Annotated in this window: 24 protein-coding genes; 10 read left to right on the top strand and 14 right to left on the bottom strand. The window is 57.4% G+C overall.

What is annotated here, in order from left to right; genetic code table 11:
* Positions 1–4: 4 nt before the first annotated feature.
* The 3 genes from ACHUE7_RS02140 to ACHUE7_RS02150 form a co-directional block, all read right to left on the bottom strand.
* Positions 5–3,124 (bottom strand): efflux RND transporter permease subunit, encoded by a 3,120-nt coding sequence (locus ACHUE7_RS02140; protein WP_394168515.1) that lies wholly within the window; start codon positions 3,122–3,124, stop codon positions 5–7.
* The gene (locus ACHUE7_RS02145) at positions 3,124–4,347 is read right to left on the bottom strand and encodes an efflux RND transporter periplasmic adaptor subunit (RefSeq protein WP_394168516.1); all 1,224 of its coding nucleotides are present in this window, start codon (positions 4,345–4,347) and stop codon (positions 3,124–3,126) included. The genes ACHUE7_RS02140 and ACHUE7_RS02145 overlap by 1 nt, the downstream gene beginning before the upstream one ends.
* A gap of 72 nt (positions 4,348–4,419) precedes the next feature.
* Positions 4,420–4,869 carry a GbsR/MarR family transcriptional regulator gene (locus ACHUE7_RS02150; RefSeq protein ID WP_394168517.1) on the bottom strand — a complete coding sequence of 150 codons (450 nt, stop codon included), beginning with the start codon at positions 4,867–4,869 and terminating at the stop codon, positions 4,420–4,422.
* Positions 4,870–5,136: 267 nt separating this feature from the next.
* On the opposite strand from ACHUE7_RS02150, the gene ACHUE7_RS02155 reads away from it, so the two are divergent.
* Together ACHUE7_RS02155 and nadC are read left to right on the top strand one after the other, a co-directional pair.
* Positions 5,137–5,331: a hypothetical protein gene (locus ACHUE7_RS02155; protein WP_127557011.1), complete on the top strand. Its 195-nt coding sequence runs from the start codon at positions 5,137–5,139 to the stop codon at positions 5,329–5,331.
* Positions 5,332–5,496: 165 nt separating this feature from the next.
* On the top strand, positions 5,497–6,351 hold the full coding sequence (gene nadC, locus ACHUE7_RS02160) for a carboxylating nicotinate-nucleotide diphosphorylase (protein ID WP_394168518.1): 855 nt from the start codon (positions 5,497–5,499) through the stop codon (positions 6,349–6,351).
* Positions 6,352–6,365: 14 nt separating this feature from the next.
* Here nadC and ACHUE7_RS02165 read toward each other — a convergent pair whose 3' ends face one another.
* The 3 genes from ACHUE7_RS02165 to ACHUE7_RS02175 all read right to left on the bottom strand — a co-directional run bounded on the left by ACHUE7_RS02165 (position 6,366) and on the right by ACHUE7_RS02175 (position 9,988).
* Positions 6,366–7,223 (bottom strand): substrate-binding periplasmic protein, encoded by an 858-nt coding sequence (locus tag ACHUE7_RS02165; protein ID WP_394168519.1) that lies wholly within the window; start codon positions 7,221–7,223, stop codon positions 6,366–6,368.
* Positions 7,224–7,592: 369 nt separating this feature from the next.
* A complete protein-coding gene (locus ACHUE7_RS02170) occupies positions 7,593–8,813 on the bottom strand; it encodes a CaiB/BaiF CoA transferase family protein (RefSeq protein ID WP_394168520.1) in 1,221 nt (406 codons plus the stop codon).
* Positions 8,813–9,988 (bottom strand): acyl-CoA dehydrogenase, encoded by a 1,176-nt coding sequence (locus ACHUE7_RS02175; RefSeq protein ID WP_394168521.1) that lies wholly within the window; start codon positions 9,986–9,988, stop codon positions 8,813–8,815. The genes ACHUE7_RS02170 and ACHUE7_RS02175 overlap by 1 nt, the downstream gene beginning before the upstream one ends.
* A 299-nt stretch (positions 9,989–10,287) precedes the next feature.
* On the opposite strand from ACHUE7_RS02175, the gene ACHUE7_RS02180 reads away from it, so the two are divergent.
* Positions 10,288–11,160 (top strand): LysR family transcriptional regulator, encoded by an 873-nt coding sequence (locus ACHUE7_RS02180; RefSeq protein ID WP_394168522.1) that lies wholly within the window; start codon positions 10,288–10,290, stop codon positions 11,158–11,160.
* A 69-nt stretch (positions 11,161–11,229) separates the two neighbouring features.
* On the opposite strand, the gene ACHUE7_RS02185 is transcribed toward ACHUE7_RS02180, so the two are convergent.
* Complete coding sequence (locus ACHUE7_RS02185) at positions 11,230–12,000, bottom strand: GntR family transcriptional regulator (protein WP_394168523.1); 771 nt, start codon at positions 11,998–12,000, stop codon at positions 11,230–11,232.
* 158 nt (positions 12,001–12,158) lie between these two features.
* Between ACHUE7_RS02185 and ACHUE7_RS02190 the strand changes: the two genes are divergently transcribed.
* From ACHUE7_RS02190 to ACHUE7_RS02210, 5 genes are all read left to right on the top strand, one after another.
* Entirely contained in the window at positions 12,159–13,211 is a 1,053-nt protein-coding gene (locus ACHUE7_RS02190) for an aromatic ring-hydroxylating dioxygenase subunit alpha (RefSeq protein ID WP_394168524.1), read from the top strand.
* Between the two features lie 234 nt (positions 13,212–13,445).
* The gene (locus ACHUE7_RS02195) at positions 13,446–14,420 is read left to right on the top strand and encodes a PDR/VanB family oxidoreductase (RefSeq protein ID WP_394168525.1); all 975 of its coding nucleotides are present in this window, start codon (positions 13,446–13,448) and stop codon (positions 14,418–14,420) included.
* Positions 14,421–14,486: 66 nt separating this feature from the next.
* Entirely contained in the window at positions 14,487–15,206 is a 720-nt protein-coding gene (locus ACHUE7_RS02200; protein WP_394168526.1) for a polyamine aminopropyltransferase, read from the top strand.
* 422 nt (positions 15,207–15,628) lie between these two features.
* On the top strand, positions 15,629–15,973 hold the full coding sequence (locus tag ACHUE7_RS02205) for a protocatechuate 4,5-dioxygenase subunit alpha (protein ID WP_394168527.1): 345 nt from the start codon (positions 15,629–15,631) through the stop codon (positions 15,971–15,973).
* 2 nt (positions 15,974–15,975) lie between these two features.
* Entirely contained in the window at positions 15,976–16,815 is an 840-nt protein-coding gene (locus ACHUE7_RS02210) for a class III extradiol dioxygenase family protein (protein ID WP_394168528.1), read from the top strand.
* A 3-nt stretch (positions 16,816–16,818) separates the two neighbouring features.
* On the opposite strand, the gene ACHUE7_RS02215 is transcribed toward ACHUE7_RS02210, so the two are convergent.
* The 4 genes from ACHUE7_RS02215 to ACHUE7_RS02230 all read right to left on the bottom strand — a co-directional run bounded on the left by ACHUE7_RS02215 (position 16,819) and on the right by ACHUE7_RS02230 (position 18,850).
* On the bottom strand, positions 16,819–17,076 hold the full coding sequence (locus ACHUE7_RS02215; RefSeq protein WP_394168529.1) for a GNAT family N-acetyltransferase: 258 nt from the start codon (positions 17,074–17,076) through the stop codon (positions 16,819–16,821).
* A 21-nt stretch (positions 17,077–17,097) separates the two neighbouring features.
* The gene (locus tag ACHUE7_RS02220; RefSeq protein WP_394168530.1) at positions 17,098–17,334 is read right to left on the bottom strand and encodes a DUF2789 family protein; all 237 of its coding nucleotides are present in this window, start codon (positions 17,332–17,334) and stop codon (positions 17,098–17,100) included.
* 126 nt (positions 17,335–17,460) lie between these two features.
* Positions 17,461–18,024 (bottom strand): tetratricopeptide repeat protein, encoded by a 564-nt coding sequence (locus tag ACHUE7_RS02225; RefSeq protein ID WP_394169143.1) that lies wholly within the window; start codon positions 18,022–18,024, stop codon positions 17,461–17,463.
* Between the two features lie 277 nt (positions 18,025–18,301).
* On the bottom strand, positions 18,302–18,850 hold the full coding sequence (locus ACHUE7_RS02230) for a cupin domain-containing protein (protein ID WP_394168531.1): 549 nt from the start codon (positions 18,848–18,850) through the stop codon (positions 18,302–18,304).
* A gap of 238 nt (positions 18,851–19,088) precedes the next feature.
* Here ACHUE7_RS02230 and ACHUE7_RS02235 point away from each other — a divergent pair, with 238 nt between their 5' ends.
* Both ACHUE7_RS02235 and ACHUE7_RS02240 read left to right on the top strand, forming a co-directional pair.
* Positions 19,089–20,438: an NAD(P)/FAD-dependent oxidoreductase gene (locus tag ACHUE7_RS02235; RefSeq protein WP_394168532.1), complete on the top strand. Its 1,350-nt coding sequence runs from the start codon at positions 19,089–19,091 to the stop codon at positions 20,436–20,438.
* 142 nt (positions 20,439–20,580) lie between these two features.
* Entirely contained in the window at positions 20,581–21,618 is a 1,038-nt protein-coding gene (locus tag ACHUE7_RS02240) for a DUF2235 domain-containing protein (protein WP_394168533.1), read from the top strand.
* A 3-nt stretch (positions 21,619–21,621) separates the two neighbouring features.
* Here ACHUE7_RS02240 and ACHUE7_RS02245 read toward each other — a convergent pair whose 3' ends face one another.
* The 3 genes from ACHUE7_RS02245 to ACHUE7_RS02255 form a co-directional block, all read right to left on the bottom strand.
* Positions 21,622–23,103 carry an FAD-binding domain-containing protein gene (locus ACHUE7_RS02245; protein WP_394168534.1) on the bottom strand — a complete coding sequence of 494 codons (1,482 nt, stop codon included), beginning with the start codon at positions 23,101–23,103 and terminating at the stop codon, positions 21,622–21,624.
* Positions 23,100–23,387: a TIGR03643 family protein gene (locus ACHUE7_RS02250; RefSeq protein ID WP_394168535.1), complete on the bottom strand. Its 288-nt coding sequence runs from the start codon at positions 23,385–23,387 to the stop codon at positions 23,100–23,102. The genes ACHUE7_RS02245 and ACHUE7_RS02250 overlap by 4 nt, the downstream gene beginning before the upstream one ends.
* Positions 23,388–23,634: 247 nt before the next feature.
* Complete coding sequence (locus tag ACHUE7_RS02255; protein ID WP_348474850.1) at positions 23,635–23,859, bottom strand: RSP_7527 family protein; 225 nt, start codon at positions 23,857–23,859, stop codon at positions 23,635–23,637.
* Positions 23,860–23,866: the final 7 nt, after the last annotated feature.

The following is a 23,866-nucleotide window of genomic DNA, read 5'->3' on the forward strand; positions in this document are numbered from 1 at the left end:
TGGGCTACGCCACTTCGTGGTCGAGTGGTGCTTTGGGCAGGATACGCTGGCTCAGGCTACCCAGTCGATCCATGTAGGTCACCACCACCGGCACGACCACCAGCGTCAGCAGTGTTGAACTCAGCAAGCCACCGATGACCGCGTGTGCCATGGGCGCGTTCTGGCCGCTGCCCGCGTGCAGGTTAAGGGCCATCGGTAACATCCCAAAGGTCATCGCCAGGGTAGTCATGATGATCGGTCGAAACCGGGTGGTGCCGGCCTGAACCAGGGCATCGTACAGGTTAAGGCCTTCACGCTGGCCCTGGTTGGCGTTGTCGACCAGCAAAATGGCGTTCTTCACCACCAGCCCCATCAACATGATGAACCCGATCATCGAGTACATGTTCAACGTGGTGCCCCCGACCAGCAAACCGAGCAAGACACCGACCAACGCCAGCGGCAGGGCGGCCATAATCGCGATGGGCTGAAGGAAGCTGCCGAACTGAGAAGCCAGCACCAGGTAGATGAAGACGATGGCCAACAACAGTGCAGACCCGGCAGCCGCCGCCGTTTCTGCAACCTGCTCGGCGTCGCCACCCATGCTGGCACGGTAACCGGTGGGCAGTGACAGAGCGTCAATCGCTTGCTGTAACTGAGGTGTCACGTTCCCCAACGGTACGCCAGCGATATTGGCCGACAACGTTACCTGGCGCGACAGATCCAACCGGTTGATCTCGGAAGGGCCGGTCGATTCGACGATGTCAGCGACCTGATCCAGCCTTACAATCGACTGGCTACCGGTGGCCCCGCTTTGAGAAATGGGCAGGCTTGCCAGAGCATCGCGATCGTTTCGGCTGGGCTCGGGCAGACGAACCACCAGGCTGAAACTGCTGCCTGCCGGGTCGGTCCAGTCACCGACTTCCTCGCCGCCCAGCATGGGCCTCAGGGTTGCCCCAATTTGCTGCAGACTGACACCGAGGTCACTGGCGGCATCACGATTGATCCGGACACCCAGCACCGGTTGCGAGGCGGTCAGGCTGGATTCGATGTCGGTCAGTCCGTCAATGTCCACCATGGCGGCACTGAGCTGGTCAGACAGTCGACGCAAGGTGCCGAAATCGTCGCCATACAGGTTGACCTGCACCGGCGCGGTGACGCCTCCACCAAAGCCATTGGCGGTACCGACTTTGACATCGATGCCGGGAATGGTCTCAAGCGCTTCGCGAATCGGAATGGCCAGTTCAACCGGGGTTCGGCTGCGTTCCGAGGGCGGTACCAGGGACACCATGACCGTGGCGGCGTTGCTGCCCTGTGCATTGGTGCCGGCGTTGACGGTGGTGTAGGTACCGGTGACTTCGGGCAAGCCTTGCAGCAAGGTACTGACCTGGCGCGCTTTGCTCGCGGTGTATTCGAGGCTTGAGCCATCCAGGGTTTCGAGGTCGACTTGCAATTCGCTGGTGTCCGTTGCCGGTACAAATTCGACCCCGACCAATGGAAAGAGGGCAAAACTGCCGATCAGAGCCGACAGTGCCAGCGCCAGTGTCGACTTGCGATGGCGCAAACTCCAGCGCAGGACAGTCCGGTAGCCGTTCTGAAGGCGGGAAAACAACCGGTCGAACGCCGCGACGGCTCTTCCCAGCGGGCCACGCTTCGCATTGGGTTCTGCCGACGGGTCATACCAGACGCTCGACAGCATGGGGTCCAGCGTGAAGGCCACGAACATGGAAATCAGCACCGCCACCGAGACAGTTACGCCAAACTGCAGGAAAAAACGCCCGAGAATGCCGTCCATAAAGGCGACAGGCAGGAAGACGGCGATGATCGACAGGGTCGTTGCCAGAACTGCCAGTCCGATCTCGTTGGTGCCATCCAGCGCTGCCTGGCGGTGACCTTTACCCATGTGCAAATGACGCATGATGTTTTCACGGACCACGATCGCATCATCGATTAACAGACCAACCGCCAGCGACAGGGCCATTAACGACATCATGTTCAAAGTGAAACCAAAAAAGTGCAGCGCGATCATGGTTCCGATGATGGAGATGGGCAGCGTCAGGCCGGTAATGATGGTTGAGCGCCAGGAGTTGAGAAACAAAAATACAATCAGTACCGCCAGCGCGGCCCCTTCAACCAGCATGTTCTGCACAGCGTGGAAAGATTGCTCAACCGGCCTGGCGTTATCGCGCACGATTTCCAGATGGACATTCTCGTTGGCCAGTTCCGCTTCCAGTCGAGCGACGGTGGCTCGAACAGCTTCGGCAACCCCGACGGTGTTAGCGCCCTGAGTCTTGATGATGTCGATCGCCAGTGCCTGGGTGCCATTCAGCAATGCCATGCTCTCCCGATCGGCCTGGCCACTTTCTACACGGGCGACGTCGCCCAGCCGAATCGGCTGGCCACCCCGGCGCGCGACAATAACGTCGAGAAAATCATCCATTCGCTCAATTCGACCTTCAACCTGAATGGCCTGAACGGTTTGCTCAAATTCCAGTGACCCGGCGGGTAGGTTCTGGTTTTCCTGAGACAGGGCGGCGGTTACCTCGCCAATGCCGATGTTAAAGGCGGTCAGCTTGTTGGGGTCAATCAGAATACTGACTTGCCGGTTGATGCCACCGATAACGGTGGCCTCACCGACTCCCTGTATGATGGAGATTTGCTGGGCGATGATGTCTTCGGTCAGTGCCGTCAGCTCGCCTGCGGACAGCGAATCGGAACTCACCGCGAGTGACATGATCGGCAACTGAGCAGGGTCAAAGCGCAGAATCATTGGGTCGTTGGCGTTGCTTGGCAAAGTACCTTCAAGCGTCGCCAGTCGGTCGCGGACCTCCTGGGCGGCTGCGCTGGAGGCAACATCCATATCAAACATCAGGATGATTAATGCCTGGCCAGCGCGAGCGGTAGACTGAATGGAGTCGATGCCACTGATGGTGTTGACCGATTCTTCAATTGGCTCGATCACATCCTGTTCAACTGCCTCTGGCGCGGCACCGGGGTAGCTGACCACCACGGCAACCACCGGGAAGTCGACGTCCGGTAATTGCTCGATCGGCAAACGCTGATAGGAATAGAAACCAAACACCATGATGGCAACCATGATCATGGTCGCGAACACGGGCTGGTTAACGCTGATGCGAGTCAGAAACATCAGTTGCCTCCTGCGACGCTAATGCGATCGCCCGCGCGTAATTCCGGCAGGGGCGCTGAAACCAGGGTATCGCCCAAGGCAAGGCCTTCGGCGATTTCAAGGCGGGTACCGGATTCCCACTCGCCAGCGACGGTTACCGGCTGACGCACCAGGTGGTCGTCTTCCAGAAGCAGCACGAAATCACCCTCAGCATCGGACCGGACGGATTCGGCGGGTACCGACAGGGCATTGTCGCGTGCATTGATCACGATGTATCCGGTTGCAAACATGCCGCCGCGCAGGCGTGCATCTGGCTCGGTGACCCGGATGTACACCGGCAGCGTCCGGGTTGCATCCAGCGCGACCGGGTTGATGCGGTCAACCGTGCCCTGCAGGCTGAACGGTTCGGCACTGTCGACTTCAATGGTGACAGCCTGACCGGCTTTAACCAGGGTAGCGGCATTGACGGGCAGGTTGGCCTGCATTTCCAGAGCGGCAAGATCAACCAGCGTCACCAGCGGTGTGCCGACCGATACATATTGCCCGGGTTCAACCGACCGGGCCGACACCTGGCCACTGAACGGAGCACGAACAACGGCATTGGCAACCGCCCGCTCTGCGGCGCGGATTTGCCATTCCTGAGTGGCCAGGCTGGCACTCTGAGCTTCGACATTGGCACGCAACTCTTCGATGGACGACGCCGGGCTCAGGCCCTGCTCAGCCAGACGCACGCCCCGGTCGAGGCTGTTTTGTGCCAGGGTCAGCTGAGCCTGAGTTGCCCGCGCTGTGTTCGTAAGCTGGTTCAACTGGTTGGTCAGATCGGTGGCATCCATTTCAACCAGCACGTCACCCTGTTCGACGGTATCCCCAGGGCGAACCGCAATGCGCAGCACCGGGGCATTCACCTGAGACGATAGCTGTGCTTTTTCCACCGGGCTCAGTGTGCCCGTTACCCGCAGCCGCTGTTCCAGGCGCTGAGGCTCCAGCGTTGTGGTCTCGGTCGCACTGATCTGTAACACCGGTTCGGTGTCTTCCGGTTCAGCCGGGCCGGCTTCGGCGGGCTCCGGACTTGCCTGCATGGCAAACACCAGCAAGGCGACGCCAATGACAATCAGGGCGAGCAGCCAGGGCCAGCGGCGGCGTTTTTGGGGCGCTAGCCCCTGTCTTTGACGTTCGGCGTTCATGAGTTCGCGTTTGCTCATTGCCCAGTCGGGTTTGGCATTTGAAGGGGTATCTGCAGTCATGGTTGAATCCGGTGAATCAGTGAATCGGTCAGTGGTGGCGTATCAGGCAAACGGATGGAAGCGGACAGACTGTTATTTTGAAGGAGGCAACTTCTCGGCCCAGGCCAGAGACGTTTCCGAAGCAACCCGGTAACACTCAGCCAGGTTGGCGATGCGCTCGCGCGCGACGCTTTGTTCGGCAGGGATTGCATCCCGTGCTCCGGTGATCTGATCAGAGACTTGCTTCATACGTGCGCTGACTTTAATCGCCATCTGGCGGTATACATCGGGCACCAGTTCGTAGAAATCCTGGCGAACGCCGGGCTTCGTCGTTAGCCGGATAACCCCTTTCTCGGCCAGTAAGCGGGCATTGGTGCTGGCACTGGCTTTGCTGACCTGCAGCCGTTCGGCAATGCCTTGCAGCGAGTGAGGCTCATCCTCCACCAACAGCAGCCCGAAAATGCGGCCTGCAATGCGCGGCGCGCCATCGGCCTGGTAAATCAGGCCCATCATTTCGATGAAGTTTTCAATTGGGTCGTTCATGGCAGTCCCCTATCAATTGACCTTAGTTTGATATGTTTAGTTCGTTCAGTCAATACTAAACAATATTAACAAGTGATGACAACGCTGAAATATAACCGGCAGCGAGTAGTGGGGCTCGGCCTGGGAAGGTGAATCACGCATGAATTGAATTCACCTGTGGCATGAAAACCCATCGTTTGTTACCGATCGTAAGCCTCCCTATCATGGGTGTCATTGAAGGCCTCAGCGCCTAACCGTACACGCACATGACATTGTCTGGAGGCAAACATGGCACACTCAAACGAGACCGAATTCAAAGCCGTAACCGATTCCTGGGGCAACCCGGATGTGGCTTACTACGAAGCCGAAGCGATGAGAATGCGTAACGAATACTTGCGCTCGGCTGCCCTGAAAGGCTTGGCATCTGCCAAAGAGACTCTGGTCTCCTGGTTCAGCGCCCCGTCTCGCACGCACAGCGCCTGATCGACCTATTTTTGCTTTATCGTTGTTAGTTTCCAGCACGTGCTCCTTCGGGGCCGTGCTTTTTTGTTTTGTGCTGCCTGCGCATGACATTTTGCCGCCTGACCCCCTATAATCCCGTCTCTTCAAGCCCTTCCTGTTTATTGCATCGCTGATTTCCGAGGTGTTATGTACCCGATCGACCTGAATGATCTGCGCCAGTCCATCGTGGCTAATGTGGCGGCTTCACTTGCCGAAGACGTTGCCAGCGGAGACATCAATGCCGCTTTGATTGCTGAGCAAAGCGAAGCCCATGCGCGAGTGATTACTCGTGAGACGGCCGTCATCTGCGGTGTCGACTGGGTGAATGAGGTGTTTCATCAGTTGGATCCCGACGTCACGCTGGAATGGCATGTTCGGGATGGCGACCGGGTAGCGGCCAATGACACCCTGGTAGAGATCAACGGCAAAGCCCGGTCGCTGCTGACCGGTGAACGAGCGGCTCTGAATTTCCTGCAGTTGTTGTCGGCCACAGCGACGCGCGCGGCGCATTTCGTGGCCATGCTCGAAGGCACCGGCGTAAACCTGCTCGATACCCGCAAGACACTGCCCGGGCTGCGCCTGGCGCAGAAGTATGCGGTGACTTGCGGCGGTGGCCAAAGCCATCGGATGGGCCTCTACGATGCGTTTCTGATCAAGGAAAATCACATCCTGGCCTGTGGCGGTATAGGTGCGGCGGTGACAGTGGCCCGTGACCTGGCCCCGGGCAAGGCGGTTGAGGTGGAAACCGAAAACCTGTCTGAACTGGCCGAAGCGCTGGAGGCCGGTGCGGATGTCATCATGCTCGATAATTTCAGTCTTGAGGATACCCGCACAGCGGTGGCAACCACGGCTGGCCGGGCTCGTCTGGAAGCCTCGGGTAATGTGAACGCCGATACCCTGCGTGGCATTGCTGAAACCGGGGTGGATTATATTTCGATGGGCACCCTGACCAAGGATGTCACCGCAATCGATCTGTCGATGCGCCTGTTCATACAAGATTAACAGCCGTATTTCGCTCAGGAAGGCTGGTACCAGAACCGGCTGTCGTTAAGCGGGGTCTCGGGAGGCAACAGCGGGTTGGTCAGTTCTATGACCCGGCGCTCCTGCAGGCGAGCGCGTTCGATGGATTCACCGTGAAAGCGCCAGAAAATGGCATCGAAGCTGCCATCGTCGATCATTCTCAGCAACCCGGTTTCCAGTCGTTCTGCCAGAGCGACGTTGTCTTTCTTGACGAAGAAATAATAGGGCCAGGGGTAGTACAAGAGCAGATTGGGCTCAATGGTCAGGTTGGGCAATACCTCCCGCCGCATTTCCCATTCGTCGAACACCTCACCGATACCGCGCGGAAAAATATCCACCCGGCCAGCATCGATCATGCGAAACAGGCTTTCGTATTCGCTGGTCGATACCCGCAACCCGTTGGCTTCAAATACCCGTATGTCTCCCCACCCAATGCCTTGCGCCAGTGAAAGCTGCGCGAGGTCTTCCAGGTCTTGTACCTGGTCAATTTTGGGCAGACTTTCGGCCCGGGTCAGTGCGATGCGATACGACAACAAGCCTTTGCGCAAGGGAATACGAATAGGCCGGAGGAAGGTTTCGCGTTCAAGGGAGGTTGAGGTCCAAATCACGTTCGGGGTGCGCCCGGCCATCAGCTCCTGCGAATAGCGCATGGACGTCATGGGGGTCGACGCGGCGTGCATCTCGAAGGGGCCAAAGTCGGCTTCGGTTTTTTCCAGGGCGGTGCGCAATATGAGTGTGAGGTCGTCAAAGCGACGATCCAGTTCAGATTCACTGGCGGGGTAAACCACAGCGAGTTCAGCGCGAACACTGGTCACGATGGTCACAAACCATAACATCACCAGAGTTCGCACCATTCGGGTCACCCTACAACGACAAGCCTTACCGCAGATTAGTTGAACGGCTGGGGTTGTCAAAGGAGTGTGGGCGCGTCATGAGGTAGAGCTCTGGTTTCGGAGGCTGAACTGGCTACAACGCCTTGAGCCCGCGACGGATGGCAGGGTTGCTCTTGCAGGGGCGCCGTGAATACCTCCGTGTAGGCTTAACTTCGGGATATGAATCCCTTCCATGGGAATCACCCTAAGGGCTCGCTGCGCTCATGCTAAAACGCTCCCGGCGTTTTAGTCCATGCCTCAGATACCCCCGCAAAAGCAACCCTGCCACCCGCCGCTCGCATAGTGCAAACTCAAAAGCTGACCTCTAACTCATGACGCTGTCGAACAGATTTAACCAACGATCCCTTGCTCACGCCAAAGCGCCAATTGCTCTGCATCGCAATTCAGCAGGCCCGTTAGAACCCGGTCGGTATCGGCACCCAGTGACGGCGGCGCCTTGTCGTACTGAACCGCCGATTCGCTGAACCGGATCGGGTTGGCGACTGAGGGCACCTTGCCCAGTTCAGCCTGGTCCAGTTCTCGCTTCAGTTCGCGGCTTTGAACCTGGGGGTCGGCGAATACTTGCTCCAGGGTGTTGATCGGGCCGCAGGGTACGGAGACTTCTTCCAGGCGGGCCAGCCACCAGTCGCGGGTCTGGGTTTTCATCAGCTCGATAACCACCGGTAACAGGGTTTCTCGGTTGGCAACGCGTGCCTGGTTGGTGGCAAAGCGTTCATCGGTGGCCAGGTCGGGTCGGCCGGCAACGTCGCAGAAACGCTGGAACTGACCATCGTTGCCGACAGCGAGAATGAGGTAATCGTCAGCCGTTGCGAATGCCTGGTAGGGCACGATGTTGGGGTGGGCGTTGCCGAGGCGCCCCGGTGAGTTGCCGGTGGCCAGGTAGTTCATCGCCTGGTTGGCCATGGCCGCGACCTGAACATCCAGCAGGGAGAGGTCGATGTGCTGACCGAGGCCGGTGCTGGCGCGAAAGTGTAGGGCAGCCTGAATGGCGTTGGCGGCGTAGAGGCCTGTTAAAATGTCGGACAGTGCTACACCGGCTTTCATCGGGGTGCCATCGGGTTCGCCGGTGACACTCATCAGGCCGCTCATGCCCTGTATCATGAAGTCGTATCCGGCGCGGTGTTTGTAAGGCCCGGTTTGGCCGAAGCCGGTGATTGAGCAGTACACCAGACGCGGGTTGATGGTCTTCAGACTGTCGTAGTCGAGCCCGTATTTTTTCAGGCCATCGACTTTGTAGTTTTCGACCAGTACGTCGGCGTCGCGAATCAGGTCGCGTAACAGTTGCTGGCCTTCCGGTTTGGTGAAGTCGATGGCGATGGACTCTTTGCCCCGGTTGGCGCTGTGAAAGTAGGCGGCGACGCGGTGGTCGCCCTCGCCCAGAAACGGCGGGCCCCAGCCCCGGGTGTCGTCACCCTGGCCGGGCCGTTCTACTTTAATCACTTCGGCGCCGAAGTCGGCCAGCATCTGGGTGGCCCATGGGCCGGCCAGAATGCGGCTCAGGTCGATGACCCGGATGCCGCTCAGGGCGCCTTTTACTGCTGTGTCGCTCATTAGCCGAACGCCTGAATGCCGGTTTGGGCACGGCCGAGAATCAGGGCGTGGATGTCGTGCGTGCCTTCGTAGGTGTTAACGGCTTCGAGGTTCATGACATGGCGAATCACGCCGTACTCATCGCTGATGCCGTTGCCGCCGTGCATGTCGCGGGCGACCCGGGCGATGTCGAGCGCCTTGCCGGCGTTGTTGCGTTTCATCAGAGAAATCAGTTCGACCGGGCAGGCGTCGTTATCCATCAGTTGACCCATGCGCAGGCAGCCCTGCAAGCCGAGGCTGATTTCGGTTTGCATGTCGGCCAGTTTTTTCTGGATCAGCTGGTTGGCCGCCAGTGGCCGGTTGAACTGAACCCGGTCCATCACATAGCTGTGTGCGGCCAGCCAGCAGGCTTCGGCGGCGCCCATGGCGCCCCAGGCGATGCCGTAGCGGGCTTTGTTGAGACACCCGAACGGCCCTTTGAGGCCTTTGACGTTGGGCAGAATGTTGGCTTCGGGCACATAGACATCTTCCATCACGATTTCGCCGGTGATCGAGGCACGCAGGCTGAATTTGCCTTCAATTTTGGGGGCGCTCAGCCCTTTCATGTCGCGCTCGAGCACAAAGCCGCGGATTTCACCGTCGAGCTTGGCCCAAACGACAAACACGTCGGCAATGGGTGAGTTGGTGATCCACATTTTGGCGCCGTTGAGAACGTAGCCATTGTTGGTCTTGACGGCCTTGCTCTGCATGCTGCCGGGGTCGGAGCCAGCATCGGGTTCGGTCAGGCCAAAGCAGCCGATCAGTTCGCCGGTGGCCAGTTTGGGCAGGTATTTCTTACGCTGTTCTTCGCTGCCGTAGGCGTAAATAGGGTGCATGACCAGGGAGGACTGCACGCTCATGGCTGAGCGGTAGCCGCTGTCGACCCGTTCAACTTCGCGGGCGATCAGGCCATAGGCGACGTGGCTTGCATTCACGCAACCGTATTCTTCCGGCAGCGTCACCCCCAGCATGCCCAGCTCGCCCAATTCCAGCATGATGGCCGGGTCGAAGCTTTCATTGCGGTTGGCCATTTGCACGCGGCTGGCCAGTTTGTCCTGGCAGTAGGCGTGGGCGGTATCAAGAATCATGCGCTCGTCGTCATTCAGTTGAGCAGCCAGTGCAAAGGGGTCTTTCCAGTCAAAATGTGCGGTAGCCATGAGGGTGCCTCTTGTTTTGGTGTCTGTAGTTCGTGTCAGTCGCCGGGTGCGCCTATCCGGGGTCGGCGTGAATCCGTCCATGGAGCCTAGGCCGCAGCATCCATGCTGCGGACTTCCCCGGATAGGCGCACCCGGCACCTGACACTTGGCTTGTTGCCAACTCCAGACCGGGTGTTTTAAGTGGGGTTAAAGATAGCTCAAGTTCTTGAATATCCGTATTATATTGTTTTTATATTTTCTATATATTTAAAATATAGCTGTGAGCTGTGAGCTGTGAGCTGTGAGCTAGAGGTACGTTTATGCGGTTAGACAGCATCAGCCGGTTGCGGTATTTCAACGACATCGCCATAACCGGCAGTTTTTCCCGGTCGGCCCGGCGGTTGGGGATTGCTCAGCCGGCGTTGAGTATCGCGATCAAAAAGCTGGAGGAAGAGACCGGGCTGAAGCTGATTAACCGGGCCGACCGGCGCATGACGCTGACGTCGGACGGTGAGGTACTGCTCACTCACGCCAGGCGCATTCTGGAAAGCCTGACCGACGCGACGCGAGAACTGAACGAGTTGCAGGGGCTGGAGCAGGGTGAGGTGAAGCTGGGTGCGTCGGCGATGCTGTCGACGTATTTTCTTCCGCCCTACTTGCTGGCGTTCAAAAAAGCCTACCCGGGCATTCGCCTCCGGCTGTATGAAGCCGGTACGGATACGCTTGAGCAGTTGGTCATTAATGGCGAACTGGATTTGGCGCTGATTCGCTCGGAAAAACCGCACGACCAGATTCGTTATGCCTCGCAGCTGTCTGAGCAGGTGGTTGCCTGCATGCCCAGGCATCATCACCTGGCTGAGCAGGAGTCAGTCAGTATTGAGGCGTTCTGCCAGCAACCGACGGTGATGTTTCGCAGTGGTTACTACCTGCGCGACTCGGTTGAACAACGCGCTCGCGTTCAGGGGCTCAGTCTGAATGTGCAGTTTGAGACCAATCTGGTCGACTTGCTGATGAACCTGGTCAAAAACGAGATGGGGCTGGCGACCTGTCTGTCGATGATTGTTAAAAACGAACCCCTGCTCTGCACCCGACCCTTCGATCCGCCGATTCCACTGGAGCTGGCCTGGGGCTGGAAGAAGAATCACTATCTGTCGAAGGCCAGCCAGGCGTTCTTAAGCTTTTTTGAGAAGTAAGAGAGTTGAGAGCTGCGAGCTGCGAGCTGCGAGTTATTAGCTAAAAGCTCGCGGCTCTCAGCTCGCAGCTCACAAAGCCATTCCCTCAGGAACCCCAAACAGCGGGCCGTAACGCAGGCCAATGTAGGCGTGTTCGCGCATCAGCATTTCTGCGCGGGTGCTTTCTCTCATCACCAGGGCTTGCACTACGAGCTGGTGCTGCAGTTGCGCGACCTGGAGCTTGCGTTGCTCCTGGGCCAGGTGGTCGGTGTCGATGGTGATGGAGTCCGACGAGGCGAACGGAAGGTGGTTGTTGCGGGTGATGGCATCACTGATCGCCCGGCTACCCGCGTTGTTGACGATCAGGGCGTGAAAGCGCGCGTTGATGTCGCCCCAGTGTTCAATGTCTTCCTGGCTCAGCTGCGACTGGTTTATGAGCGCATCCCCTTCCTGAACGCAGCGTTCCAGTTGGTCTTTCAACTCTGCTGATAAACCCTTCTCGGCCAGCCGACGCGCTGCCAGCCCTTCCAGTACGCCGCGTATTTCGACGCCGCACAAGACGTCGTCGGCCGACACTTCACGTACGACATAGCCTTGCTTGCCGGTACGTTCCAGCAGGCCTTCCTGTTCCAGGGTGCGAAAGGCGAGTCTGACCGGTGTACGTGAGACGCCCAGTAGCTCGGCGACCTGTACTTCACGCAGTTTTTCACCGGGTTGGTAGCGACCATCGCGGATGTGTTTGCGCAGTGCGGTAATGGCGGTGTGGCTGATCTGGGTCATGATGAAAACGGGATCCAGTGAGTCATTCGTGCTGGGCATTCTCGGCCCAATGGGGGCATTGCGCAAGCCTTTCAGGTACATCCTGGATCCAAAAATAGGCACGAGTGGATCCAAAACTGATATTTTTATTGACAAGCGGGGGTATGAAACCTATTTTTGGATCCATAACTGATGTCGACGGATAAAAACAAGCGAGTCGACCGACCCAACCACACGACCCGATGCAGTGGAGAACCGCCATGACCGTGCAAGCCTCCTGGCCGACCAATACCTGGTACGTTGCCTTTTCGTCCGATGAAATAACCGACAAGCCACAGGGCCGCCAGATTTGTGGCCAGCGTATGGTGTTCTACCGCACCCAGAACGAGAAAATCGTTGCCCTGGCCGACTTCTGCCCGCACCGGGGTGCGCCGCTCTCGTTGGGTTATGTAAACGATGAAGGTGACCTGGTCTGCGGTTACCACGGTATGGTGATGAACTGCGATGGCAACTGTAAGTCGATGCCGGGCCAGCGCGTCAATGCGTTTCCGGGCATTACTGCTTACCCGGTCGAAGAGCGTTATGGCTTTATCTGGGTTTGGCCGGGCGATGCCGAAAAGGCCGATACCGATCTGATTCCCAAGTTCGACTTCTTTGATGACCCGGACTGGGCTTACGGCGGCGGTGTTTATCACATCAACTGCAACTACAAGTTGATGGTCGACAATCTGATGGACCTGACGCACGAGACCTATGTGCACGCGTCCAGCATTGGTCAGCCCGAGATCGAAGACGAAGCACCCGATTCCTTTAAGGACGGCGATACCGTGGTCACCAAGCGCACCATGGAAAGCATCAAGGCGCCTCCGTTCTGGCAAAACGCTCTGAAATTCAACGATCTGGAACCAACCGCCGATGTCGACCGCTGGCAGATCAGTCGCTTTACGCCGCCCAGCCACATCATGATCAACGTCGGCGTGGCTGTTGCCGGCCAGGGTGGATTCGATGCCCCGGCCGACCAGAAGGCTTCAAGCGTTGTGGTCGATTTCATTACCCCGGAAACCGAAACCTCGATCTGGTACTACTGGGGCATGGCTCGTAACTTCAAGCCGCAGGATCAGGAACTGACCAAGACCATTCGCGAAGGCCAGGGCCAGATTTTCTCGGAAGATCTGGAGATGCTGGAAGCCCAGCAACAGAACCTGATCGATAACCCTGACCGTCAGTTGCTGAAACTGAACATCGACGGCGGTGGTGTATTGGCGCGCCGCATGATCGACAAGATCCTCAAGCAGGAAGCGTCGGCGTCTTAAATCTTCGAGATTTGAAGTTCGCAACGTGCGAGCGAAGGGTGCCTGTGGTGCCTGTGCGGGGGAGTCCGCAGCATGGATGCTGCGGTCTAGGCTCCATGGATGGATTTACGCCGACCCCGCACAGGTACCACCGGTAGCCTTCGCGGAATGTAGCCACTTAGTGAACTCCAGGCTTGAGCTAATCCGAACAGTGCCCGGCCACTTTGGCCGGGCGCACTGTCTACCGGAGTTGGTATGAGTAAAAAAACCACCCTGTCGATGATCGTCAAGGTCAACAAAAAAGTCGCCGAGGCCGATGGCATTGTGCGAGTGGAACTGGTCGACCCGCACGATCGTGAACTGCCGGCGTTTACCGCGGGCAGCCACATCGATGTGCAGGTTGCACCGGATACCATTCGCCAGTATTCGCTGAGCAATGCCCCCTGGGATAATAAACGGTATCAGTTGGGTGTGCTGCGCGAACCGGAATCACGCGGTGGGTCTACGGCAGTGCATGACGCACTCAACGAAGGTGACCTGTTGCAAATCAGTGCGCCGCGCAATCATTTTGAATTGCGTCCGGCGGCCAGGAAATCCGTGCTGTTGGCCGGTGGCATTGGCATCACGCCGATTTATTCCATGGCCCAGCAACTCGATCGCGATGGTCAGGAATTCGAATGTCACTATGCCGCCAAGTCACGTGGCTGCATGGCGTTTCTGGATGAACTGGAAGATGGGTCGTTTAGCGATAAGTGCCATTTCTACCTGAGCGATGAACCGGATACCGGTCGCATCGATATGGCGGCACTGGCGAAAAACGTCGAACCGGATACGCATCTGTATGTGTGCGGCCCGGAGCGGTTTACCGACAGTGCTCTGAAAACTTTTAAAGACGCCGGCTGGCCTGTCGATCACTTGCACACCGAATACTTTGTGGCAGAAGACATTGATACGTCAGCTGATGGCAGCTTCAAGGTTAGGATTGCGAGCACCGGTGAGGAGTTTGATATCCCGGCTGATGAGACCATCGCCAATGTGCTGATCGACAACGACATCGATTTACTAACATCGTGTGAGCAAGGCATTTGCGGTACCTGCCTGACCAAAGTGTTGGAAGGTACGCCGGAGCATCGAGACCGTTATCTCGATGACGACGAGCATGCCGCGAACGATCAGATGACGGTGTGTTGTTCCCGCTCCAAATCACCGCTGTTGGTGTTGGATCTGTAACGTCTGTGCGCCCTCCGGGGCGCAACTTCTGTTAGCATGGGGCTTCGGCAAAAACGAGGCACCTCAATGCGCCCCCTGTTTGAACAAATCGATACCCGCCCAACTCCCATCGGCCAGATTACCCTGCGTCGCCGGCGTATTCCCGGTCTAACGGACGACGACATCTATGAAGTAAAGCTCGGCGAAGAGTTCCTGATGTCCAGCCTGTTTGTTAAAGCCGAAGAAGCGCTGTCTGATCTGGGGTTAGCCGCATTGGATGATCGACCAGCCGACATTGTCGTCGGCGGTCTTGGCCTTGGCTATACCGCTGTTGCAGCCTTGAAGCACGAAAAAGTGCGTTCGATGCTGGTGGTCGAATTACTGGAACCGGTTATCGAGTGGCACCAGGCCGAAGACGTGCCACTGGGTGCCATACTGAACGCCGACCCGCGTAACCGCTACGTTCAGGGCAGCTTTTTCGACCTCGCCAAAGGCGAGCCCACCGGCTTCGACCCGGAGCAGCCGGGCCGCGTTTTCGATGCCATTCTGCTGGATATTGACCATTCCCCTAGCGCCTTGCTCAATGCGGGCAACGCCTCGTTCTACCAGCCCGACACGCTAGCCGCCATGGCCGGCCAGCTACGCGATCAGGGCGTGTTTGCCCTCTGGTCCAATGAACCGCCAGCCCCCGATTTTGTGGCGGTTCTGGAGTCGGCTTTCAGCCGGGTTGAGTCGCATATCATTCGGTTTTATAACCCTTTTCAGAATAACGAAGCGACGGCTACGGTTTATGTGGCGGTTAAATAGCCGTTGGCTTCACGTTTCGGAGTTCGGGTAAGTTGAATTGTCATGAGTCCGTGTCAGGCACCGGGTATGTCTGTCCGGGGTCGGCGTAAACCCGTCCATGGGGCCTAGATCGCATGATATGAATCCCATCCATGGGATTCACCCTCCGGGCTCGCTACGCTCATGCTAAAACGCTCCTGGCGTTTTAGTCCATGTCGCGAACTTCCCCAGACAGACATACCCGGCACCTGACACTCAGTTGGTGCGAACTCCGAAACCCGATGCCTGGAAGTGGAACACTTCAAGGCAATTCTCGCAGTCGTTGCAATAACGCGAACGTACTGTCTGGGCATCAGCCCGACCAAAAATTGATCCAGATCAGTCTTTTTAGCCCATCAGCGATTACCTTTGGCCAACAGATACAGGCAGCCAGAGGACCCACCATGAACCCCGCCAGGAACCCGCTGGATACCGTCACCTTTGATGGTCCCAAAGCCACTCAGGGCTATAACCTGAACAAGATGTGTTACTCCTTCAATGAAGCCAGTGCCCGTGAAGCGTTTAAGGCGGATGAAGCCGCTTATTGCGATCGCTTTGGTCTGACCGCCGAACAGAAAGCGGCCATTCAACAGCGCGACATTCTGCGCCTGCTGGAATTGGGCGGCAGTATTTACTACCTGGCCAAGTTCGCGGGCTTGCTGGGGTTGTCGGTTCAGGACGTTGGGGGTTTGCAAACCGGCATGAGTACTGAAGCCTTCAAAGAAAAACTGGTGCGGATGGGAGACTGAGCATGGCAAAGATTATAGGTGCCGTCGGCACGTCACACATTCCGGCGATCGGTAAAGCGATGGACCAGGGGCTGGAGCAAACGCCGTACTGGAAGGACTTTTTTGATGCCTACCCGCCGGTGCGCACCTGGCTGAAGGAGCAGGCTCCGGACATCGCCGTGGTGTTTTACAACGACCATGGGCTGTCGTTCTTTCTTGATAAAAAACCGACGTATGCGATCGGCGCAGCGCCGGAATACACCAATGCCGACGAAGGCTGGGGTATCCAGCCCATCGCGCCCATCACCGGTGAAACCGAGCTTGCCTGGCACATCATTAATAACCTGATAGAAGACGAATTCGATGTCACCGTCTGCCAGGAATTGCGGGTTGACCATGGCCTCACCGTGCCGATGACGCTGCTGTGGCCGAACGAGGAATACCGCAAGATCAAGGTGATTCCCGTTGCCATTAACTGCGAGCGGCACCCCATGCCCAAACCGTCCCGGTCTTACAAGCTGGGTCAGTCGATCGGGCGGGCGATTCAGTCGTGGGACAGCGATGAGAAGGTGGTTGTGCTGGGTACCGGTGGTCTGTCACACCAGCTCGATGGTGCCCGCGCTGGCTTCATCAACAAAGCGTTTGACCTGTACTGCATGGACAAACTGGTCTCCAACCCCGAGGCTCTGCTGGGATATTCCAACGCCGACCTGACCGAAACCGCCGGTGCCCAGGGCGTTGAACTGGCGATGTGGCTGGCAATGCGTGGCGCGCTGGAAGGGTCGGTGAAATTGCTGCACCAGAACTACCACATTCCGGTCTCTAATACCGGCGCCGGGCTGATGCTGCTGGAGCCGACCTGAGGGTCAGCCTCCGCGCTTTATGACCGCATCCACATAGCTGCAGGAAGCGTTAATGTCATAGCCCTGGTCCCGTGCCCACGTGAGCCCGGCATCCACCAGCTGCCGGGCCAGACCGTGGTGGCGCAGAGCAGGCGGGACAAAGGTATGGTCAAAGTCGACCTGGCTGGATCCCTGTGGATGGTGATAGGTCAAAGACGACGTTTCGCCATCCATCTCGATCACAAAACGATGGTGTTCGGGCTGATGCTGAACATCAGGCATAGCGTGCTCCTGCAAAACGGGTTACGAATTCTTGTGCAGCAGGGATTCCATCGTATCGACCAGCTCAGCCCATTCGGCGTCGTCATCGCGCATCCGGGTCAGCGCCAGACGTTGTTCGAAGCTTAGAAAGTCCGCTTCTGACACATCTTCATCCTGCCCGAGATGATGATGCCGGAAGAAGGCTTCTATGGCGTCCTGGCTGCTGTCGAGCCCCAGTTGGTCGAATAGCGTGGTCATATCCGGTAAGGGTGTCAGCATACGATTTACCCCCCACGTGCAGTTAGCGTGAACCCCAAGCATAGCTGTTTCATATGACACTACCATTGCCGGGCGCTAAACCGATGCCCAGCCCCCGTAAAACCGTCAATCTGGATGAACAGCGGCTCAGATGGCCCGTCCCTCGATCTCCTGGCGCAAGCGCTCGAGGTTGCGCTGGCTTTGGGTAGATTGTGGGTAGATATCCAGCACCTGTTCGTAGGCCCGTATCGCTGCGGCCGGTTGTTGCAGACGCGCGAAAATCGACCCAAGCCCGGCCAGGGCGCCAAAATGGCGGGGTTCAAGCGTCAGGGTCTGTTCGATATCGGCCATCGACTGGCTGATGTCGCCGCGCAGGTAGTGCAGGGTAGCCCGTTTGTTCCACGCCTCTGCGAACTCGGGTTCTTCGTCAATCAGTTGGTCAAACAGCCCCAGGGCCATATCAAATTCACCCCGCTGCATGGCGCGAACGCCCCGGCGCAGCTGCCGTGTCGCTTCATCTGTAGGGCCCCGGCTCCACAGCACCCAGATTTGCTGTTCAATCACCGAGGAAACATTCACCCCGGGCGAGGATTGCAGTTCGTCGAAGAGGGGGTCGAGTCGCTCGTCATTCTGGTCAGCATTTACGCCTGTGGTAACCCACAGCACCGCTGCCATCAGCCAGGTCCAGTGGGTGTGGCGGACGCAGTTCATCACAGGTACCTCCATCCGTTGCAGCACTTTATTCGCTGCCGTCTGCAGAATAGACCATTTTCGACTGCGTCGAGGGCTTGGGTGCCTTCGGTTTTAAGTTTGGAGTTCCCGGATGCTGTATTGCCAGTAGCCCGCACCGGCTACCAGGTAGGCCTATCGGGGGTCAGCGTAAACCCATCCATGGGGCCTGGACCGCAGCGTCCTTGCTGCGGACCACCCCCGATAGGCCTACCTGGCATCCGGCGCTAACTCTGTGTTACCGAAATCCGAACTCGAGTTAGAAGTTGGCGGGTGTGGTGGCCGATACGATCTGGCAGGGCTCGTCGAACGGGTTTCGAAAGCGGTGTGGCCGGGTCGAGTCGAAATAGTAGGCATCGCCGGTTTTCAGTTCGTACACCTCGGTGCCTACCGTCAACTCAAAGCGGCCGCTGATGACCAGCCCCGCTTCTTCGCCTTCATGCACGTAGAGGTCGGCGCCGGTATCGGAACCGGGCTCGTAGGTCTCGATCATAAAGGCCAGGGCGCGGCGGCCATAGGCCTTGCCCACTAGCTTCATGCTGACGTCGTTGACCGACAGATCCATGAACTCATCCGGGCTGTAAACCACCGGCTGGCTGGCATCGGTTTCCGCCTCTTCGGCAAAGAACTCGACCAGCGACATCGGAATGCCCTGCAGCACCTTTTTCAGCGAGCCGACACTGGGGCTAACACTGTTCTTTTCGATCATCGAAATGGTGCTGTTGGTGACACCGGCACGCTTGGCCAGCTCGCGCTGCGACAAGCCTTTTTGTTTGCGTATAACTTTGAGTCGTTCACCCACGTCCAAGGGTTGTTTCCTCCGGTAACGAGCGTAATTCCATGGAAAGCGGCATGATAAGTCACCTGATGCCGACCATTCATTATTTTTTACAGAGTGTAGCAAATACTGGCAACTCCTAGATATGTCTATCTGGTTCAGTTGCACTACCCGGCATCCGGTGCGGACCAATGCCTATGAGGTGAACCGAACGCCGAAACTTGAGTTGTAAATCATTGCCATTTATGTCAAAAATACCGAACATTCGATGATTATAATTGACGGCCCCGACTTCATGAAAGCCACTAGCAGCAGTTATTTGAACCCCAGTACCCATACCGATGATTACCCTGCCTCCTACTATGTAGCCACGGCCAACCCGGCTACACAGCACCGGTACCCGACGCTGACCGAGGCTTTGGAGGCGGATGTGTGCGTTGTGGGCGGTGGTTTCAGTGGCGTGAACACCGCCCTGGAGCTGGCAGACCGGGGTTACAGTGTGGTGTTGCTGGAGGGGCGTCGCATTGGCTGGGGCGCCAGTGGCCGTAACGGCGGTCAACTGATTCGGGGGGTTGGCCATGGCCTGGAGCCCTTTCGCAAGGCACTGGGACAAGAAGGTATCGATGCCGTAACTCAGATGGGGTACGAGTCCGTCGATATCATTCGGGAGCGGGTTGCCCGTTTTGGTATTGAGTGCGATCTGAAGTGGGGTTATTGCGATTTGGCCTTGCGCCCGCGTCACCTTAAGGATCTGGATGCCGATTACGAAGAACTGAAAGCCACCGGTTACCCGCACGAGATTGAACGCATCGGCAAAGACCGCATGCACGAGGTGGTTGGGTCTGACCGATACATCGGTGGCCTGATTGACCGGGGTGCGGGTCACCTGCACCCCTTGAACCTGATTACCGGCGAGGCTGCTGCGGCCAGCCAGTTGGGTGTTCGCATTTTTGAGAACAGCCTGGTGACGTCTGTTGAGCATGGCGACCGGGTCAGTGTTCGTACGACCGAAGGCGAGGTGCGTGCAGACCGGCTGGTGTTGTGTGGTAACGCCTATGTGGCCGGCCTAAACGATACCCTGGCCGGCAAGGTGCTCCCCGCTGGCAGCTATGTCGTTGCCACAGAGCCGTTGACGGAAGCTCAGGCCAAGCGGGCCTTGCCGCAAGACATGGCCGTCTGCGACCTGAATGTTGCGCTCGATTATTATCGGCTGAGTGCAGACCGTCGGCTGTTGTTTGGCGGTCTGTGCAACTATTCTGGTCGCGACCCGGCTTCGATAGAAGCGGCCATCAAACCCCATCTCGACCGGGTGTTTCCGTATCTCACGTCACTGCGCATTGATTATCAGTGGGGCGGTATGATCGGCATTGGCGCCAACCGCTTTCCGCAGGTCGGCCGACTGAAACCCAATGTTTACTATGCTCAGGCCTATTCCGGCCACGGACTGAATGTGACCCACCTGGCTGGTCGCCTGATTGCCGAAAGCATTCATCAGGAAACTCAGCGCCTGGATATTTTTGAGAAAGTTAAACACATTACCTTTCCCGGTGGCCCCAAATTCCGGTCTCCTATTCTGGCACTGGGCATGCTGTACCACCGCTTGCGGGATGTGATTTAGCGCAGGCAATGCAAGTTCCTGTTCATCAGGCGCCGCCAACTATGGGCAATAGGGGTTTCTTGGTTATACTCCCTGCTGAGCTTTGGCGGTTACGGCAGTACGCACCAAGTTCAACTGTCCGTAATAGCTGGGAGGCAACGCCATGGCTAATATCATCGTGTGCGCAGATGGCACATGGAACCGTCCGGAAGAAGACCTCGAAAAAGATTTCCCCAGTAATGTGTTAAGGCTGGCCCGGGCCATCAAACCTGCCCAGGGAACTGACCGGCAGCACGTGTTTTACGACTGGGGCCTGGGCTCCTATCATAACAGTCTGTCTGCCGGCGCTACGGGCCGGGGCATTCACAAGAACGTTCTCGATGGCTACCGGTACCTTGTTCAGAACTACAACCCGGGCGATCACATCTATCTGTTTGGTTTCAGTCGCGGTGCCTATACCGTTCGGGCTCTGAGCGGGCTGATCAATAATTGCGGCATTCTCAAACGAGCCGTTGCTTCGCAGATAGCCGAAGCCTGGAAAATTTATAAAAGCCCTCTGAAAAAGAATCATCCCAGCGGTGCCGGCGCTCAGAAGTTCCGGGAAGATCATTCTCACCCTGCGCGCAATGTTCATTTTGTCGGGGTTTGGGATACGGTCGGCGCACTTGGCATCCCGTTCAGCCTGATGGGCCTGCTCGACAGCCACGATGAATTCTACGATACCAAAATGGGGTCCAACGTCACCATTGCCCGCCACGCTCTGGCGATCGACGAACAGCGGGAAGATTTTGAGCCCACCGTCTGGACACCAAAGCCCGGTGTGGATCTGAGGCAGGTCTGGTTTGCCGGTTCCCATTCTGACGTGGGAGGCTCCTACCCGCCGGATAAACACACCGGACTGCTGGCGTCAGATGCCCCCCTGGCCTGGATGTTAAAACAGGCCAGATCGGCCGGGTTAAGCCTTGAAACGCACCTTGAAAACGCACTTACCGATGGCAGCAAGGCCGAATTGCACCGGTCTAGGAAACACGTATACCGCTTTAAGAAACCCTTGCACCGGGAATTGATGCAGAGCGACAAACCCACTCGAATCCACCCGAGTGTTAAGACTCGTTATCTGGAAGATAAGACGTATCGGCCAAAGCAGTTGGAACAACTGGTTGAACAGGTCGGGTGGGAAAATCTGGATGTCGGCGAGTAACGTCTAGTCCGGTCTGACATGAGTGGCCAGAATGCGTTGTTGTTCGGCCTGCACGCCCGGTGCTTTGCGATGTTGCCATAACCGTTCCCGTGCATGGCGGCCAGTTTCGGTGATGTCGACAATGGGCTCCGGATAATCGCGCCCCAGTTGAAAGCCGATCATGGCAGCCTCCAGGGGTGGCAAGTCCCAGGGCGTATGAAGGTAAGGGTCGGGCAGTTCGGATAACTCTGGCACCCACTGGCGAATGAACTGACCGTCCGGGTCGTGATCCTGAGATTGCTTGACCGGGTTGTAGATCCGTACCGTATTGGTGCCGGTATTACCCGCCTGCATTTGAAACTGGGCGTAGTGAATGCCCGGCTCGAAGTCCAGAAACTGTCTGGCCAGATGGTGCACACCCCACCGCCAGTCGAGCCAGAGATGGTGCGTTAAAAAGCTGACCAGCATGGCGCGCATTCTGAAATTCAAATAGCCAGTAGCGATGACTGCACGCATGCAGGCGTCCACAAGTGGGTAGCCTGTGTGCCCGGTTTGCCAGGCGATAAGGTCCTCTTTGGCTTCAAACCCTTGCCGGTAATCCATGTCTTTATAGCCCCGGTTTACCGGTTCAAATTCCATTCGCGATTCGCTTTCGAACTTCTGAATGAAATGGCCCTGCCAATGCAAGCGGGACGAGAACCCCTGCAATGCACGATGCCATCCCGGGCGTTGCCAGTCTTGCAGTAGCCGTTGGTAGACCTGTCGAATACTCAGGTTTCCCCAGGCGAGGTAGGGCGACAAGCGGGAGCAACTTTCCCGGCTCAGATCAGGCTTGGAAATATGTCTCGCATAGTTCTGGCCGCGCGCTTCAAAGAACGATTTCAGAGTAGTCCAGGCTGCGGTTTCCCCACCGGTCTGAAACAGGTTCGCTTGTTGGGGCCAGTCGGCCGGCCATGGCCAGTCATCCGCTACGCTGTTTACCGGCACCAGTCGGGCCAAGTCGGGAGTGACCGGTTCAGCTTGCATGATGGCTTGCCAGTGTTTGTCCCAGTTGTGGCGGTGCGTGAGGCCACGCTGGACCGCACCGTTGGGTGTTTCCTGCCAGTCAATGCCGTGTTTTTTACACCAGCTGGCGACGGCTTTGTCCCGTTCAAAGGTAATGGCCAGGCCAGTTTCTTCGTGGCTGTGCAGGCTGATGATGTGATGGTCTTTGTGCAGTTGCGCCAGTATTCTCAAGGTATCGCCACTGCGTTTTACGACCCGGTTGCCATAGGGTTTCAGGCGCCGGTTCATGTCCTGAATAGACTGTCGGATAAAACGCCAGTGCCGCGCATCGTAATGCGGGTCGGTCAGCAAGTCTGGCTCGGCAATGTACATCAACAGAACCGGGTTTCCGGATTCGATCGCCTGTTGCAGTGGCGCGTGGTCGTGCAAACGCAAGTCACGCTTGAACCACACAACGCTGATGCCGTTACCCGGTTCGCTGCTGGGGTTGTTCAGTGTCATCGGTGCTTGTATTGGGTAGGGCAGTGGCTGCGTAACACCTGGCTATTGCGCAGGGCAATGTGCTTGGTGGCACGCTGGCTCACTCGAGCGCGCCAGTTGCGGAAACTGGTCGGTTTGAGCAGCCGTTGCATCAGGCGAATTACATCCGCTTCAGGCAGGCCGAACTGTGCCTCGATGGCATCGAAGGGCGTTCTGTCTTCCCAGGCCATTTCGATCAGGCGTGACTGTTCATCGGCAGGCCATTGTTGAAAACGGCTCCAGAGTTGAGAGCGTCGCTGGCTCATGGCGTTGTGCTCTGTGCAAGGGACATGGTACAAGCGGTTTTAAGCATTCAACCCATTACGGAGCGGTTTCCTGCTCGGATCAGAACCGGAATAGCGGGAAAGATACGTGCGGTCGGATGAGTAACCTGAGGCGTGAAATAATGGGGTCTGGTGGTTGCGCAGGAAAGCAGAGTCAGGCTGATGTCGGATGAGATTCGGTCAGCCTGACGGTCGGTCATTAAAGGCCGGATGTCTGAGCAACAACGGCTCAGGCATGACGCACGTAAGACGGCGCGTGGAAAACTTTTTGTGCGCTGCTTCGCACCCACTGACCAAAGCGCTGACTGGCGGCGCGAAACGCTTCGGAACGCATGCGTTCGGCGTTACGGATATGGTAGGCCACATCTGCGTCGTAGACGTTGAGCCTGCGGTCACCTTCCAGCAGTTCAGAGTGGTGGGTTGAGTTGGTCAAAATGGCCGGGTCAATAAACATTTGGGCG

It is taken from the genome of Saccharospirillum alexandrii, assembly GCF_043641555.1.
GTDB classification, from domain to species: domain Bacteria; phylum Pseudomonadota; class Gammaproteobacteria; order Pseudomonadales; family Natronospirillaceae; genus Saccharospirillum; species Saccharospirillum alexandrii_A.

Excerpts from the sequence above, each read along its gene's own strand:
- ACHUE7_RS02140 (WP_394168515.1), bottom strand. The coding sequence starts at position 3,124 with ATGTTTCTGACTCGCATCAGCGTTAACCAGCCCGTGTTCGCGACCATG.
- ACHUE7_RS02145 (WP_394168516.1), bottom strand. The coding sequence starts at position 4,347 with ATGACTGCAGATACCCCTTCAAATGCCAAACCCGACTGGGCAATGAGC.
- ACHUE7_RS02150 (WP_394168517.1), bottom strand. The coding sequence starts at position 4,869 with ATGAACGACCCAATTGAAAACTTCATCGAAATGATGGGCCTGATTTAC.
- ACHUE7_RS02155 (WP_127557011.1), top strand. The coding sequence starts at position 5,137 with ATGGCACACTCAAACGAGACCGAATTCAAAGCCGTAACCGATTCCTGG.
- nadC (WP_394168518.1), top strand. The coding sequence starts at position 5,497 with ATGTACCCGATCGACCTGAATGATCTGCGCCAGTCCATCGTGGCTAAT.
- ACHUE7_RS02165 (WP_394168519.1), bottom strand. The coding sequence starts at position 7,223 with ATGGTGCGAACTCTGGTGATGTTATGGTTTGTGACCATCGTGACCAGT.
- ACHUE7_RS02170 (WP_394168520.1), bottom strand. The coding sequence starts at position 8,813 with ATGAGCGACACAGCAGTAAAAGGCGCCCTGAGCGGCATCCGGGTCATC.
- ACHUE7_RS02175 (WP_394168521.1), bottom strand. The coding sequence starts at position 9,988 with ATGGCTACCGCACATTTTGACTGGAAAGACCCCTTTGCACTGGCTGCT.
- ACHUE7_RS02180 (WP_394168522.1), top strand. The coding sequence starts at position 10,288 with ATGCGGTTAGACAGCATCAGCCGGTTGCGGTATTTCAACGACATCGCC.
- ACHUE7_RS02185 (WP_394168523.1), bottom strand. The coding sequence starts at position 12,000 with ATGTACCTGAAAGGCTTGCGCAATGCCCCCATTGGGCCGAGAATGCCC.
- ACHUE7_RS02190 (WP_394168524.1), top strand. The coding sequence starts at position 12,159 with ATGACCGTGCAAGCCTCCTGGCCGACCAATACCTGGTACGTTGCCTTT.
- ACHUE7_RS02195 (WP_394168525.1), top strand. The coding sequence starts at position 13,446 with ATGAGTAAAAAAACCACCCTGTCGATGATCGTCAAGGTCAACAAAAAA.
- ACHUE7_RS02200 (WP_394168526.1), top strand. The coding sequence starts at position 14,487 with ATGCGCCCCCTGTTTGAACAAATCGATACCCGCCCAACTCCCATCGGC.
- ACHUE7_RS02205 (WP_394168527.1), top strand. The coding sequence starts at position 15,629 with ATGAACCCCGCCAGGAACCCGCTGGATACCGTCACCTTTGATGGTCCC.
- ACHUE7_RS02210 (WP_394168528.1), top strand. The coding sequence starts at position 15,976 with ATGGCAAAGATTATAGGTGCCGTCGGCACGTCACACATTCCGGCGATC.
- ACHUE7_RS02215 (WP_394168529.1), bottom strand. The coding sequence starts at position 17,076 with ATGCCTGATGTTCAGCATCAGCCCGAACACCATCGTTTTGTGATCGAG.
- ACHUE7_RS02220 (WP_394168530.1), bottom strand. The coding sequence starts at position 17,334 with ATGCTGACACCCTTACCGGATATGACCACGCTATTCGACCAACTGGGG.
- ACHUE7_RS02225 (WP_394169143.1), bottom strand. The coding sequence starts at position 18,024 with ATGAACTGCGTCCGCCACACCCACTGGACCTGGCTGATGGCAGCGGTG.
- ACHUE7_RS02235 (WP_394168532.1), top strand. The coding sequence starts at position 19,089 with ATGATTATAATTGACGGCCCCGACTTCATGAAAGCCACTAGCAGCAGT.
- ACHUE7_RS02240 (WP_394168533.1), top strand. The coding sequence starts at position 20,581 with ATGGCTAATATCATCGTGTGCGCAGATGGCACATGGAACCGTCCGGAA.
- ACHUE7_RS02245 (WP_394168534.1), bottom strand. The coding sequence starts at position 23,103 with ATGACACTGAACAACCCCAGCAGCGAACCGGGTAACGGCATCAGCGTT.
- ACHUE7_RS02250 (WP_394168535.1), bottom strand. The coding sequence starts at position 23,387 with ATGAGCCAGCGACGCTCTCAACTCTGGAGCCGTTTTCAACAATGGCCT.
- ACHUE7_RS02255 (WP_348474850.1), bottom strand. The coding sequence starts at position 23,859 with ATGTTTATTGACCCGGCCATTTTGACCAACTCAACCCACCACTCTGAA.